We start from the raw sequence: 12,105 nt of genomic DNA, 5'->3' as shown, positions 1-12,105 counted from the left end.
GAGAAAGGTACGCCGACCATGGCAGGAGAAAGCCCGGCCGCCCGGACGCAGACCCCGGTGGCGATCATCGGAACGGGGTGCCGGGCGCCCGGCGGGATCACCTCCGCGAGCGAACTGTGGCAGGTGCTGCTGGATCGCCGGGACGTGGTGACCGGCTCGGACCCCGGCACGCGCTGGCCGGAGGAGGAACGGGTGACGCCCGCCGACCTCGCCGGTTCGGGGATGCTGCGCAGCGGCTCGTTCCTCGACGACGTGGACCTGTTCGACCCCGGCTTCTTCGGGGTGCCCGCCCAGGAAGCGGGCAGCGTCGACCCGCAGCACCGGCTGCTGATGGAGACGACCTGGGAAGCGCTGGAGGACGCGGGCGTGCCGCCGCGCTCGCTGGCCGGGTCGCGGACCGGGATGTTCGTCGGCATCTCGGGCGCCGACTACGCCAAGCGCTTCACCCTGGCGGAATTCAACATCTACCACGGCATTTCGGCGATCCCGTCCGGGGCGCCGGGGCGGATCTCCTACATCCTCGACGTCAACGGGCCGTCCCTGGCCGTCGACGGGGCCTGCGCGTCCTCCCTGATCGCGGTCCACCTGGCGTGCCGTTCGCTGCACGACGGGGAGACCGATCTAGCGCTGGCGGGCGGGGTGACCGTGCAGCTGGAATGGGGCGGCCTCATCGGTTTCGCCCGTGCCGGTGCGTTGTCCACGCGCGGTCGCTGCGCCTCCTTCGACGAGAGCGCGGACGGTTTCGTGCGGGGTGAGGGCTGCGGCATGATCGCGCTCAAGCGGCTGGCCGACGCCCAGCGCGACGGTGACCGGGTGCTGGCGGTCATCGCCGGGACCGCGATCAACCACGCCGGGCGGGTGCAGGGGGTCACCCAGCCTTCGCGCTCGGCGCAGCGCGAGGTGATGACCTCGGCGATGCGGGCCGCCGGGGTCGCGCCCGGCGACATCGGGTACGTCGAATCGCACGGCACCGGCACTCCCGTGGGCGACCCGATCGAATTCGGTGCCCTGTCGGACGTTCACAGTTCGTCGACCGCGCCCTGCGCGCTGGGCGCGCTGAAGACGAACATCGGCCACCCGGAGAGCGCGGCGGGCGTGCTGGGGCTGATCAAGGCCGCGTTCGCGGTGCGTCACGGGGTCATCCCGGCGAACTTGCACTTCACCCGGTGGAACCCGGAGATCGAGGCGGAGGGCACGAGGTTCTTCGTGCCCACGCAGACCACCGCGTGGGAGGCCGACGGCGGACCGCGCCGCGCCGCGGTGTCGGCGTTCGGCGTGACCGGCTCGAACGCGCACGCCATCGTGGAGGAGGCACCGGCCGCACCGGCACGGGAAAACCGCCGGATTCGCGAGCGGGCACTGGTCCACGCGGTGTCGGCGGCCTCGCCGGGCGGGCTCGCGGCCACCGCCGGGCGGCTCGCCGAGCACCTCGAATCGACGCGTCCCCAGCCGGAGGATGTGGCGCGCACGCTGGCCGTGCACCGCAGCCACCTGACCACACGTGCCTGCGTCCTCGCCCAGGACCGGGCCGGACTCGGCGACGGGCTTTGCGCGCTCGCGGAAGGGCGGGAGCACCCGGCGGTCGTCCGGGGCGCCACCGGTGATCCCGGCATGCCGGTGTGGGTGTTCTCCGGGCACGGTTCGCAGTGGCCCGGCATGGCCAGGGACCTGCTCGGCGAGGATCCGGCGTTCACCCGCATGGTCGACCGCCTGGACGCCGTGGCCGGACAGGACGGCGTGCCGGTGCGGCGGCTGATCGAAACCGGCGCGCACCTCGAACGCATGGACGTGGTGCAGCCGGTGGTCTTCGCCGTGCAGACCGCGCTCGCCGAGATGTGGCGTGCCTGGGGGCTGCGCCCGGCGGCAGTGGTGGGGCATTCGATGGGCGAGGCCGCGGCCGCGGTGGCGGCCGGCATCCTGTCACCCGAGGACGGCATGCGCATCACCCTGGCGCGGTCCTCGTTGCTGCAACGGGTCGCCGGTGGCTGCATGGCCACCGTCGCGCTGCCCGTGGAGCAGGTCGAGCAGGAGATCGCCGGGCTCGACGGCGTGTCGGTGGCGGTGGTGACCGCGCCCGCGTCGACCGTGGTGGCCGGGCACCAGCACGTGGTCGACGAACTGCTGCGGCGCTGGCAGGACCGGGGCGTGTTCGGCAAGCGGCTGGCCGTGGTGGTCGCGGCCCATTCACCCCAGGTCGACCCGATCCTCGCCGACATCGCCGCGCGGACGTCCTGGCTGGCGGGCGCGACGCCGGAGGTGCCGTTCTACTCCACCGCCGGGGACCCGCGGGAGCCGGTCGTCTTCGATTCGGCGTACTGGGCCAGGAACCTGCGTGCGCCCGTCCGGTTCGACCTGGCGAGCCGGGCGCTGGTGGAGGACGGGTACCGGGTGTTCCTGGAGCTGTCGCCGCACCCGCTGCTGACCCACGCGGTCGAAGAGACGGCCTCGGCGCTGCGCACCGGGGTGACGACGGTGCCTTCGCTCGTGCGTGACCGGCCCGGCCGCGAGGCGCTGTGCCGCGCCGCCGCGACGCTCCACGTGACGGGTGTGCCGGTGGACCTCGGGGCGGTCAACGGCGATGGCACGCGAGTGCCGTTGCCGCCCACCGCGTTCGACCGATCCCGCTACTGGCTGGAGAACAAGCGCGGAACGCACGGCGCGGGGAACCACCTGTGGCTGGGCGAGCGGGCGGTCGTGCCCGATTCCGACGCCGAGGACCGCACGCGGCACGTCTGGAGCGCGGATCTCGGCGCCGACCGCATCGAGTGGCTGGAGCAGCACACCCTGCGCGGCACCCCGCTCGTGCCGGGCGCCGCGTACGTCGAACTGGTGCTGGCCGCGGCCACCGAACTGCTGGGCTGCGCGCTCGACGAGGTCTGCCTGACCGGCGTGCGCTTCGACCGGATGCTGCCGCTGGCCGGTTCGGTGCCGTTGCAGGTCGCCGCGACCCGGACGGGCCTGCGGGCCGAGGTGGAGATCCTGCAGCACAGCGGCGGCGGGTGGGACCGGGTCGCCGCCGCGACCGCCACCCGCTGCGAGGAGGCCGCCGACGCCCGTCCCGGCCTGCCGGTGCCCGAGCACACCCGCACCCCGGACGAGCTGTACGAAGGCTTCCGCCGGATCGGGCTCGACACCGGACCGGCGTTCCACTCCATCGCCGCCGTCACCGACGACGGCATCGCCCGGCTGCTCGTCCCGCTCGAAGCGCCGATCCTCAGCGGCGCGCCGAAGGTGCACCCGGTGCTCCTCGACGGCTGTGTGCTCTCGGTGGCCGCGCTGCTGCTCAGCGAGCAGGACTTCGTCACCGAGAACGTGGACGCCCCCTGGTTGCCCGCCCGGATCGCCGAGGTCGTGCTGCCCGGCGACCCCACCCGCATCGCCTGGGTGCGGCCCGAAGTGCACCGCGACGGCCCCCACAGCGCGACCGGGCGCGCCGATCTCCACGACGAGGACGGGGTCTGGATCGGCGCGCTCGAAGGCGTGGAACTGGTCCGGAGCACGAGTGTCTCGCCGGCCCAGGCGCTGATGAACTCCCGGTTGTTCGAGATCTCCTGGCAACCCCAGCCACTTCCGGCCGCGACCGGGCCGGTGGACGCGGGGGAGTGGGTGCTGGTGGCGGAACCGGGCGACGGCACGGCCGGCCGGCTCGCCGCGGCACTGGCCGAACTCGGCGGCCGTCCGGTGGTCCGGGAAGACGTGCCGCTGGACGAGACCGGCGCGAACGTGGTCTGGTGCGCGACCGGCGAACTCGACGAGCTCGACCGGGTGACCCGGCTCGCCACCCTGGTGCGCGAGTCCGCGCACCGGCCCGCCCCGCCCCGGATCTGGGTGCTCAGCGGGAACGCCCGGCCGGTGCTGGACGGCGATCCCGTGGTGCCGGGGGTGTGCGCGGTGCGCGGCCTGCTCCGCGTCGCCTCCATCGAACAGCCCGAGTCGGCGGTGACCTGGATCGACACCGACGACACCGAAGCAGACGTCCACGAACTCGCCGCCGAGTTGCTCGCCGGGTCACCGGAGACCGAGGTGGCGTGGCGGTCGGGTCAGCGGTACGTGGCCCGGATGACCCGCGCCCCGCTGGCCCACCGTCCTCCGCGCACCGCCGGGGAGCGGGACGTGGTCGCGGGTGCGGACGAGTACGTGCTCGAAGCGGACGCGGACGGCGGACTCGAACGGGTCCGGATGATCGCCACCGGCGAGCCGCTGCCCGTCCCCGGGCCGGGACAGCTGCTCGTCCGGTCGGAGGCGGTCACCGTCCACTTCCGGGACGTCCTGATCGCGCTCGGCATCTACCCCACCGACGACGGCTCGGTGCCGCGGCTGGGTTCGGACGTCGGTGGCGTGGTGCTCGCCGTGGGGGAGGGGGTCGGGGAGTTCCGCGAGGGCGACCGGGTCGTCAGCGTGGTGCCCGACGGGACCGGGACGATGACCTCCGCCGCCCTGGTCGCGGCCGACCTGACGGTGCGCCTCCCGGACGGCCTGCCGATGCTCGAGACCACCGCCTCCGTGCTGACCTACCTCACCGCCTGGCACGCCCTGCACGACCTCGCGCGCCTGCACGAAGGCGAGACCGTGCTGGTGCACTCCGCCGCGGGCGGCACCGGGCTGGCCGCGATCGAGGTGGCCCGGCTGCTCGGTGCCACCGTGATCGGCACAGCGGGCACCGAAGCCAAACGCCGTTACCTGCGCGAGCACGGCGTGGCGCACGTCTTCGACTCCCGCACCCTGGATTTCGCCGACCAGGTAAGGGAAGTGACCGGCGGCCGGGGCGTCGACGTGGTGCTCAACTCGCTCACCGGCGCGGCCATGCGCGCCTCCCTCGACCTGCTCGCCCCCACCGGCCGGTTCGTCGAGATCGGCAAGCGCGACCTGTACGACGGCGCCCGGATCGGCCTCGACGCCTTCCGGCACGGCATCACCTACGCCGCGCTGGACCTCGTGCTCACCGCCACCGAACAACGCGCGGTGTTCCGGGCCGCGCTGCACAAGGTCATCACCGAACTCGAAGCGGCTCGCCTGCCGCTGCTGCCCAGTTCCGTCGTGCCGCTGCCGGAGGCGGTGGAAGCGTTCAAGCAACTCGCTTCCGGCGAGCACATCGGGCGGCTGGTGCTGGAATTCCCGCCGAAGGGGCACCGCCTGCGGGTGCACGCCCCGAACCGGGAGGACGTGGTGCGCCCCGGCGGCGCCTACATCGTCACCGGCGGCACCCGCGGCCTGGGGCTGGAGGCGATCCGCTGGCTGGCGGCGCACGGAGCCGGTCGCGTGGTCGTCGGCGGCCGCGGTGAACTTTCCCCGGAGGCCACCGAAATCGTGCGCGCCACCACCGAAGCCGGGTGCGTGGTGGAGGTGGTCCGGGGCGACATCACCGAGCCGGACACCGCGCGGCGGCTGGTCGCCGCGGCGGGGGAAGACCTGCGCGGCATCCTGCACACCGCCGTGGTGCTCGACGACACCCCGATCTCCGGCCTCACCGCGGCCAAGCTGGAACGCGTGTGGCACCCCAAGGTGACCGGCCTGCGGAACCTGCACGAGGCGAGCGAGGGGCACGCGCTCGACTGGTTCGTCGTGTTCTCGTCCATGTCGGCGATGCTGGGCAACGCCGGGCAGGCGAACTACGCCGCGGCCGGCGCCTGGGTCGACGCCTTCGCCAAGTGGCGGCACGACCAGGGACGTCCGGCGCTGTCGGTCGACTGGGGTGCCTGGGGTGAGGCCGGGCGGGCCACCCACTTCGCCGCACGCGGGTTCGACACCATCACCACCGCCGACGGATTCGCCACCCTGGAAGCACTTATCCGGCACCAGCGCGTCAACACCGGGGTGTTCGACTACCAGCCGGACACGCTCTTCCACGCCTTCCCACACGCGGCCGAGAACCCGTTGCTCGCCGAACTGGACAGCGGAACAGCCAACGCGGGCGAGGAAGCCCCGGCGTTCAAGGTGCACGCCGAAAAGCCCGGCCCGGCGCGGACGCAACTGGTGCAGGACGCCGTCGTGCACATCCTGGCCGCGTTGCTGGGCACCCAGCCCGCCGCCGTGCCCGCGCACGCCAAGTTCACCGACCTCGGCCTGGATTCGCTCCTCGCGGTGGCCCTGACGCGGAGGTTGCAAGCCGACCTGGACCTCGCCCTCACCGCCGCCGACGTGTGGGCCCACCCCTCACCCGCCGAACTGGCGGCCCACCTCGATTCCACCATCGGCGGGTGAACCCGGGCATGATGGGCGTGCTGGTGACGCCGATGACCCGGGGGTGCCGTGGTGAAGGTGTGCGTGGTCGGAGCGGGACCGGCGGGGATCGCCGCGGCGAAGGTGTTGCTGGAGCGGGGTTCCGACGTCACGGTCTTCGACAAGTACCCGCGGGTGGGCGGGATCTGGGCTCCCGGCGGCTGCTACGACGGGCTGGCCAACCAGTCCGCGCTGCGCATCTTCGAGTTCGCGGACCTGGCCAACCGCCTGCACTTCGCCGGCGCCGTGGATACGCAGCGGTACCTGGAGCACTACGCCCGGACCTTCGGGGTGCTCGGCCGCCTCCGGCCACGCACCGAGGTGACCGCCGTCCGGGCGGTGGACGGCCCGGGGCGCCTGGGTGCCTCCGGCTGGACGGTGGACTTCCGTTCGCCGGAAAGCGAAGGGGAGCAACGAGAATCCTTCGACCAGGTCGTGGTCGCCAGCGGCGCGCACCACCACGTCCACGTGCCCGAGCTGCCCGGGCGCGCGGCGTTCGGCGGAACCGTGCTGCACTCCAACGAGGTGCGGTACGGGACGTTCACCGGCCGCCGCGTGATCATCGTGGGCGGGGGCAAGTCCGCGCTGGACCTGGCCACCCGCGCCGCGCGGGAGGCGAGTTCGGCCACTTTGGTGCAGCGCAAGGTGAACTGGATGGTTCCCGAGCGGTTCCTGCTCGGCCTGGTGGGCTACAAGTGGATCCTGTTCACCCGCTTCGGTGAGGCGCTCCTGCCGCGCTACCACGATCCGGCCTGCGTGCGGCCCCTCGACCGCATCGACGAACGGGTCAAGCGCGTGCTGTGGTGGCTCATCATCCGCGACATCATGCTCAGCACGGGCCTGGCCCGGCTGCCGAAGGAACTGCGGCCCGCGCAGGCGCTGCCCTTCCACCTCGCGCACGCCGGGGTGATGCCGCGCGGCTACACCCGGGCCGTCCGCCGCGGTCGGCTCACCGCCAAGGTCAGCGAGGTCGAGGCGTACACGAGCGAAGGCCTGCGGCTGGCGACGGGGGAGGAGGTGGCGGCGGAGGTGATCGTGTTCGCCACCGGCCACCGCCGCGTCTTCCCGTTCCTGGACCCGCGGGTGCGGATCCACGACGCCGCCGGGCGCCTGCGCCTCTACCGGGGCATCGTGCCACCCGGCGCCGACGGGCTGGGGTTCGTCGGCTTCCGTCAGGTGTTCAACAACATGATGGGCGTAGAACTCACCGCGCACTGGCTGGCCCGTCATCTGGAGGGGACGTTGCGCGCCACCCCGACCGAGGAGGCCGTCGACGAGCGCCTGGCGTGGCAGGAACAGGTGCTCCCCGGTTCCGGTGGCTACGACTTCGGCCCCTACGACATCCACTGCGCCGACGAACTGATGCACGACATGGGCCTGCCCGCCCACCGCACCGGCAACCCACTGGCCGAGTACCTGCTGCCCGGCGGACTCGCCCACCGCTACGCCGACCTGGCGGGCGGGTGAAGCCGGTCAGCCCTTGGTCCAGACGATCGGATTGGACTTGAGGCCGTCGGCGGTCACCCAGACGGTTTCGTCGATCTGGTCGAAGTGGAACGCCTCGAAGGTGATGCTGCCGTCGGCTTTCGCGGTCTTGGTGGCCGAACCGCCTTTGTAGGAGGTCGCGGTGGCGTGGGGCACGAAGGTGTAGGACTGCCCGGGGTCGAAGCCCTTCGCGACGACACGCATGTAGGCGCATTCGGGGATCGAGCAGTCGTCGATGGTGGTCACCGGCGAGCCCCGGGACAGGGTGATCGAGCGTTCCGGGGCGATGGGCGTACCGGTGGCCCCAGAGCCGGGGCCGCGGCCCGCCACGTTTTCCGCGGTCACGGTGATCGTGTACGTGGTGCCGTTCGACAGCCCGCTGAGCGCGGTGGAACGGGTGCCCCCGGCGACGGTTTTCGAGCCTCCGCCGGCGCTGGAGGACCACGACACGTGGTACTCGCGCACCGCGCCGCCGTTCGGCGCGGCGGCACCCCAGTTCACCGTGATGGCCGCGTTCCCGGCGGTGGCCTTGACCCCGGGTGGTGCCCCCGGCGGGCTGGCCGGGTTCGCCGGTGCCTGCTGGGGCTGGGCCGGTGCGGATTTAGGTTGCTGCCGCTGGGTTTTGGCGGGCGGCGGCGGCTTCGGCGACTGGCTTGGAGGCGGCGCCTCTGATGGCTGCGGCTGCCGCGGCGGAGGTGGCGGCTGTGCGACCGGGGTCGGCGGGCCGCCCACCGGCACCGGCCGCACATCGCCGTCGTTCCCGACCACCAGGACGTGCCCGCCGTCGTGGCTGTCGACGTAGACCCGGGAGTCCTCGCCCTTGGCCAGCCGTGGTTCGCCGGGCGGCATCGGCACGTTCTTCTTCAGCGCGCCCCGCGAGTCATAGGTGAGCACGGAGTTCTTCGCGCGGTCGAGCAGCACCACCGCCTCCCCGGCGGAGGCGAGTTCGGCGTAGTCCCCGGCGGGCAGGTCGACCGAGACCGGCGCCGCCCTGGCCGGACCGGTGTCCACCAGGTGCACCCGCCGTCGCGGCGGGTCGAGCACGGCGATCCGCCCGGCCACGTCGGTGGCGGCGAACCGGGCGTCCGGCGGGGCGTCGACGCCGAGCGCGGTACCCGGGCCGAGGCCGTCCGCGCCGATGGGGTGCGCGGTGTCGGTGGTGGTGTCGACGAACACGGGCCGGTCGGCCACCACGGTCAGTCCGCCGGTGTGCCCGCCGGGCGCACCGGCGGGGCAGGCCAGCCGGTCCGCGTCGCGGGCCAGTTCGCAGATCGAGCCGCCGGCGGGCTGGTGCACCCACAGCGACCCCGCGGTGGTGACCACCGGTTCGCCCAGCCCGCCCCCGGCGGGCACGGTGGTGAGCCGGTCGCCGAGGCGGACGATCCGCCCGGCCCGGCGGTACACCAGGTACGGCCCACCGGCGACCTCGAGCGCCACCGGCCGCTCATCGGTCCCGGTGGCGATCGACTTCTTCGCCTCGAGATCGGACTTGCCGAATTCGACGATGCGGTTGCCGCCGACCACATAGCCGCCGGTCTCGCCCTGGACCACCTGGCTGCCCGGCTCCGCGCCCGGCATGGCCGCCTGGGCGTCCAGGGTGCCGCTCGCGCCGTCGAGGTGGAAGACCACCTGCAGCGCCGAGTTGAACACCCAGTGCCCGGACTGGAGGAAGTCCACTTCGGTGCCCGGTTTGGTGGCGCCGGACAACGCCACCCCGAGCACGACCGCCAGCGCGGTCACCGTGCACCACAACGGCACGCGCCGCCGCCATCGAACCGGTTCCACCACGGCGGGAGCCTAGGCAGCCCGCCCGGGGACCGGTCCCCGCCGGCCACACCATTCCTGCTGCCAGTGCCGACCGCTGAAGGCCGTTCAGTCAGGGCGTTTCACCGGACAGGCCGGCCGCGGTCAGGGTGAGGTGCCGCGTCAGTGCTTCGGCCGCGGCGTCGGGGTCGCGGGCCAGTGCGGCTTCTTCGAGCCGCCGGTGCTCGACAAGGTGGTCGCGGCCGGGACTGCGGTGGGCGGACCACCGGCGGGCCAGTTCGCTCGCGGACCACATCCGGTCGAACGAGTCCAGCAGCACCGGGTTGCCGCACCCCTCCAGGAGGGCGCGGTGGAAGACCCGGTGCGCTTCGGACCACTCTTCGCTGTAGTACGCGCCTTCGTCCGGGCCGAAAGCGGGGGTGCGGGCCAGCCGGTGGTGGGCGGCTCGGACCCGCGCCTCCCACTCGACGTCGCCGCGTTCGATGGACAGGCGCAGCACCACCGGTTCGACGGTCCGGCGGGCTTCCGCGATCTCCTGCCAGCGGCGGTCGGAGTAGGCCGGGACGGCGAAACCGCGGTTGGGCAGCCGGTCGGCGAGGCCCTCGCCGACCACCCGCACCAGCGCTTCGCGCACCACGGCCAGGCTCACGCCGTGCTCCTTGGCGAGGTCCTGCGGTTTGAGGGCCTCGCCGGGCGCGTAGCTCCCGCGCATGATCGCGCCCCGCAGGCGTCCGTAGACCTGCTCGGAGAGCATCTGCTTCTCCGAAACTTCTCGAGCCATGGAGCAAGCATAGACGATCGCATAGATAATCGATTATTCCTGCTATCGTCGATCGCGTGGCCGCCACCCCGGCCGGAAAGGACACGACGCGATGAGCGCCAACGACCCGTTCGCCCGCCTCCCCGAGGTGCCCTCCTTCGAAGTCGGCACCGTCAGCACCGCCGGCCCCGCCTGGCTGGAAGGCAAGGACGAATCCCCGCACCTGGCCTGGCGTGGCGCCCCGGCGGGCACCCGTAGTTACGCCGTCACCGTCTACGACCCCGACGCCCCCACCGGGTCCGGCTTCTGGCACTGGGCGGTCGCCGACATCCCCGCCACCGTCACGGAACTGCCCGAAGGAGCAGGCGACGACACCGGCTCGGGTCTGCCCGAAGGCGCCGTCCAGTTGCCGAACGACGCTGGTGTGGCCCGATTCCTCGGTGCCGCTCCACCAGCCGGGCACGGCCCGCATCGCTACTTCGTCGTGGTGCACGCCCTCGACGTCGAATCGCTCGGCGTTCCGGCCGACGCCACCCCGGCCGTCCTCGGGTTCACCATGGCTCCCCACACCCTCGGGCGCGCGGTCCTGGTCGCCACGGCGGAAACCCCTGGGCCAGAACGGATCGAGGTCTCCCGGCTCGTTCCCGCACCCGCTGACGCCGTCTTCGCGGTACTGGCCGATCCGAAGGGGCACGTGGACATCGACGCGTCGGGCATGCTCATGGACGCCGAAGGGGACCCGGTCCGGCGGGCGGGCGACCGCTTCCGCGTGCACATGGACCGGGAAGCCCTCGGCGACGTCCCCCTGGGCAAGTACGAGGTCGAGGTGGTCATCACCACGTGCCGCCCCGGCGAGGAGATCGCCTGGACCGTCGAAGGCCGGGTGCGCCCGCACGCCCGCCACCTCTACGGCTACCGCCTGGAACCGGCCGGGGACGGCACCCGCGTCACGTCCTATTACGACTGGTCGGAAGCCAGTGCGGAGTGGAAGGAACGCCTCGATTTCCCGGTGGTGTCCGAAACCGCCCTCAAGGCCACCTTGGGCATTCTCGAGCGCACTGTCCGCCGCCGGGCCGCCGCGGCTTGACTGTGCCCCAAGGGCACCGTTTCTACTGGACCGCATGGTCAAAGAGCTCAAGCGGCGCTGGCAACTGGGCCGGGTCAGGTCCGGCGACGGGAGCGCGCTCGGCGATTACCGCCTTTGGCAGGTTTTCTCCCGTTCGCTGTTCTTCCTCGATCTCGCCGAACCTTCGGGCAGCAACCACACCTACGCGGTCGACGTCCGCTACCTCGTCGACGCGAAAACCAAGAAGCAGCACGAAAGCGCGAGCGGCAAGAGCCCGGCCGCGCTGTACCGGGACGGGGTGCAGCTCTACCGCGCCAACCTCCCGGCGACCTTTCCCGTGCCCGGTGGCGTCATCGAAGTCGCCACCAGCGCGTTCGGGTTGAAGCGCATGCACTTCGTTTCCGCGGACGGCGGTGAGCGCACGCTGCGCCCACATCGCCGTTCGCAGGAAGGACTCCGGGCGCGGTTCGGGCAGCGCTTTCCCCGCACCAGCGCCGTTGTCGGCGTGGTGGCCGTCGCCATTCTGCTGGTCGTGCTCTCCGTCGCCCTGCTCAAAGGCATCGAGGGCGTCACGCGGATTCCGGTGGTGGCCGAGCACCTCGGCACCTTCACCTCACCGATCCGCCTACCCGGGTGGGCGAACATCACGATGGTCGTCGCCGGTGTGCTGTCCGCCGTGGAGCGAGCCCTGCGGCTGCGCTACCACTGGCTGCTCGACTCCGTCGCCTCCTGAACCCGCGGGCACAAAAAAAGAGGGCGCGCACGCCCTCCCATACCAAACTTATAGCGCACCCCGGGGCTTGCCGCAAGC

6 protein-coding genes are annotated in these 12,105 nt (G+C 72.6%); 4 read left to right on the top strand and 2 right to left on the bottom strand.

Going from position 1 to position 12,105, the window contains the following annotated elements:
* The first annotated feature begins 18 nt into the window (after positions 1-18).
* Together JOM49_RS35555 and JOM49_RS44250 are read left to right on the top strand one after the other, a co-directional pair.
* Positions 19-6,201, top strand: a complete 6,183-nt coding sequence (locus tag JOM49_RS35555) for a type I polyketide synthase (protein ID WP_209668517.1) — start codon at positions 19-21, stop codon at positions 6,199-6,201.
* Between the two features lie 51 nt (positions 6,202-6,252).
* Positions 6,253-7,686, top strand: a complete 1,434-nt coding sequence (locus JOM49_RS44250; protein WP_308158985.1) for a flavin-containing monooxygenase — start codon at positions 6,253-6,255, stop codon at positions 7,684-7,686.
* Positions 7,687-7,692: 6 nt separating this feature from the next.
* Here the strand turns inward: JOM49_RS44250 and JOM49_RS44245 are convergent, their stop codons facing one another.
* Together JOM49_RS44245 and JOM49_RS35540 are read right to left on the bottom strand one after the other, a co-directional pair.
* The gene (locus JOM49_RS44245) at positions 7,693-9,492 is read right to left on the bottom strand and encodes a fibronectin type III domain-containing protein (RefSeq protein ID WP_209668515.1); all 1,800 of its coding nucleotides are present in this window, start codon (positions 9,490-9,492) and stop codon (positions 7,693-7,695) included.
* A gap of 88 nt (positions 9,493-9,580) precedes the next feature.
* Positions 9,581-10,222, bottom strand: coding sequence for a GntR family transcriptional regulator (locus tag JOM49_RS35540; protein ID WP_209671997.1), 642 nt, complete (start codon positions 10,220-10,222; stop codon positions 9,581-9,583).
* Between the two features lie 118 nt (positions 10,223-10,340).
* On the opposite strand from JOM49_RS35540, the gene JOM49_RS35535 reads away from it, so the two are divergent.
* Both JOM49_RS35535 and JOM49_RS35530 read left to right on the top strand, forming a co-directional pair.
* Positions 10,341-11,315, top strand: coding sequence for a YbhB/YbcL family Raf kinase inhibitor-like protein (locus JOM49_RS35535; protein ID WP_209668514.1), 975 nt, complete (start codon positions 10,341-10,343; stop codon positions 11,313-11,315).
* Positions 11,316-11,349: 34 nt separating this feature from the next.
* On the top strand, positions 11,350-12,027 hold the full coding sequence (locus JOM49_RS35530; protein WP_209668513.1) for a hypothetical protein: 678 nt from the start codon (positions 11,350-11,352) through the stop codon (positions 12,025-12,027).
* Positions 12,028-12,105 lie beyond the last annotated feature (78 nt).

The organism is Amycolatopsis magusensis (assembly GCF_017875555.1).
In the GTDB taxonomy this organism is placed as follows: Bacteria; Actinomycetota; Actinomycetes; order Mycobacteriales; family Pseudonocardiaceae; genus Amycolatopsis; species Amycolatopsis magusensis.
Note: the sequence above shows the minus strand (reverse complement) of the source record. Positions and strands in the feature narration are given on the sequence as shown.

Coding starts and splice junctions, on each gene's coding strand:
- JOM49_RS35555 (WP_209668517.1), top strand. CDS start 19: ATGGCAGGAGAAAGCCCGGCCGCCCGGACGCAGACCCCGGTGGCGATC.
- JOM49_RS35540 (WP_209671997.1), bottom strand. CDS start 10,222: ATGCTCTCCGAGCAGGTCTACGGACGCCTGCGGGGCGCGATCATGCGC.
- JOM49_RS35535 (WP_209668514.1), top strand. CDS start 10,341: ATGAGCGCCAACGACCCGTTCGCCCGCCTCCCCGAGGTGCCCTCCTTC.
- JOM49_RS35530 (WP_209668513.1), top strand. CDS start 11,350: ATGGTCAAAGAGCTCAAGCGGCGCTGGCAACTGGGCCGGGTCAGGTCC.